Source organism: Candidatus Desulfatibia sp., from assembly GCF_036446775.1.
GTDB lineage: Bacteria > Desulfobacterota > Desulfobacteria > Desulfobacterales > UBA11574 > Desulfatibia_A.
In genome coordinates, this window is sequence record NZ_JAZFTO010000063.1 from 1 (window position 1) to 2,134 (window position 2,134).

Below are 2,134 nucleotides of genomic sequence, written 5' to 3' on the forward strand. Positions count from 1 at the left end.
GTTCGCGGCCTGGTGGTTTTTTTATCGGCAGGGACTTTCTAGGGTTTCCCCTTCGATCCATAGGTTTACAAAATGTAATGTTACCCTGATATCAATCCCACTCGTTTTTGATATATTTTCTAATTTTTCCAGTATGTCTTCGACTTTTTTACCGTTCTCGATAAGGGCGTAAATCTTGATACTGCGCTTAAAGAAATCCGCAGCAAGTTCGTTTTTCTCCAGGCTCAAATAAGCCGAACCAATGGCCGCCAGATCATCGGCAATACCTTTGTAGAATCCAGCTGTACGATCAACAGCCAGCGCTGTTTCAAAGAATTCAACCGCCTCTTCATTGCGCCCGGTTTCAAACATCAGCTTTCCAAAAGCAAAGTTTACGGTTGAAAACTCAGCTAAGTTAGCCCGATCAGCTTTGGCAAGCATTGTTTCCAGCAGCTTTTCAGCACGATTGTAATCCTTTTGTTTGGTAAAAAGGATGCCCCGGTTAGTTGAAAGCGGATTATAAACCAGTTTGTTTTTCAGGGCCATGTCTTCAGCCGTGCTCAACACCTTGTCAGCTTCTTCCAGCCGGCCGCCTTGAATTAATACGGCCGCCTTGTTTGATAGAATTTGGACAACTCCTTTATGATCTGCGATATCAGTATAGATACCTAAAGATTCATCAAAAAAAAGAACAGCACTATCAATGTTGCCCATGATTCTGTAAATGTTGCCGATGTTGTTGAGGCTCATGGCAACACCATTTAGTTGATCGGATGCGGAGAACAACTCGTGCGCCCTGAAAAAGTATTCTAAAGAGCGCTGGTAACACCCCTTGCTATATATAGCAATCCCTTCGGATAGTACTTCCATGCCGGCGGTTAGGTGCTTAGGCCGTTGTGGAGCGGAGTTTCCACCTACGCACGCAAAGAAAACGCCGCATAAAAGCAAAGCTAAAATTTTTGAAAATCGTTTCATAGCGGTCTTTCCTGAAAAATCATATTCCGTTTATACTAAGTTAGCAAAGGAAAGTCAAAACATCGCCTCACGCAGGTATTAATTGCTGTGGAAATATGCAGGATAAAAAACAGTTTGACATAAAAAACCAAAATCTTGTAGGATGCCAAAAATTTAAAGGCCATGAAGTCGGCCTGAATCGCCCTTGCCCTAGGAATTTGAGACCTTTGAAAAATGTAAATTTTTGTTCGAGTTCAAGGAGTTGTTGCCATGGATACCAGAGTCGTTCAAACCGATCAGGCCCCAGCGGCCATTGGACCGTATTCCCAGGGGATAGCAATTGCTTCCTGGTTGTTTGTCAGCGGTCAATTAGGAATGGACCCTGAAACAGGGGAGCTCACAGGCCCTGATTGCGCTTCCCAGGCCCGCCAGGCCCTGGAGAACCTGCGGCAGATCGTGCAGGCCGCAGGTTGCAGTTTAAAAGATGTGACCGCCGTCGATGTGTTTCTGACCGACATGACAAATTTTGCCGCGTTCAATGCAATCTATGCCGAATATTTTACGGACCACCGCCCGGCCAGGGCCGTGGTGGAGGTGCGGGCGCTTCCCAAGGGCGCCGTAGTGGAGATCAAGTGTATCGCCTACTGCGGATAAAATCGTATTACCTGAATCTTGCATAGACTATCTTGAAGGATTCAATATTTCGTGTTTTTTTAATTTCGGACTTTCCCGCCTGCCAAAGTCTTGTACGGCGGACAGGCGTGATAAAAAATCTCTCTCTTTTCACGCTTGCCATGTCCTCTTCTCAAGGTTATAATTAGTTATAGCGATTCTCATAATAATGTTCCGATTGAACCGTTAACTTTACAAATTTTCAGTAAGCCGCCGGAAACGGAACGTATTTTTGAGAACCGCTATAGCCGGCCGATTGAGGAATTGTTCATGAAGATACCGCACAATGACACGATTGTAGAAGAAGCCGCTGCGCTGGCCGCAACCTGGCAGAAGCGGGCCAATGAGCTTTTGAACGCAGAAGAGAAAGGGATTGCCATGCAGATGTAACGCCTGATGACACATCCCATGGATAAAGTTGTGTTGACCAAATTGATTGATCAGAGTTTTCGTTCTGAAGATACAGCCCGGGTTGCCGATCAGGTGAACTATTTGCTTGCAAAATACGGTGTGCCGGACTTCTTTTCAT

At 45.5% G+C, this 2,134-nt stretch carries 2 protein-coding genes; one reads left to right on the forward strand and one right to left on the reverse strand.

Annotation, left to right across the window (positions count from 1 at the left end):
• Positions 1 to 21 precede the first annotated feature (21 nt).
• A complete protein-coding gene (locus V3S16_RS02850; protein WP_413883165.1) occupies positions 22 to 954 on the reverse strand; it encodes a tetratricopeptide repeat protein in 933 nt (310 codons plus the stop codon).
• 249 nt (positions 955 to 1,203) lie between these two features.
• On the opposite strand from V3S16_RS02850, the gene V3S16_RS02855 reads away from it, so the two are divergent.
• A complete protein-coding gene (locus tag V3S16_RS02855) occupies positions 1,204 to 1,587 on the forward strand; it encodes a RidA family protein (protein WP_413883166.1) in 384 nt (127 codons plus the stop codon).
• Positions 1,588 to 2,134 lie beyond the last annotated feature (547 nt).

Bases quoted from the DNA above. Each gene is read 5' to 3' on its own strand.
- V3S16_RS02850 (WP_413883165.1), bottom strand. From the start codon at position 954: ATGAAACGATTTTCAAAAATTTTAGCTTTGCTTTTATGCGGCGTTTTC.
- V3S16_RS02855 (WP_413883166.1), top strand. From the start codon at position 1,204: ATGGATACCAGAGTCGTTCAAACCGATCAGGCCCCAGCGGCCATTGGA.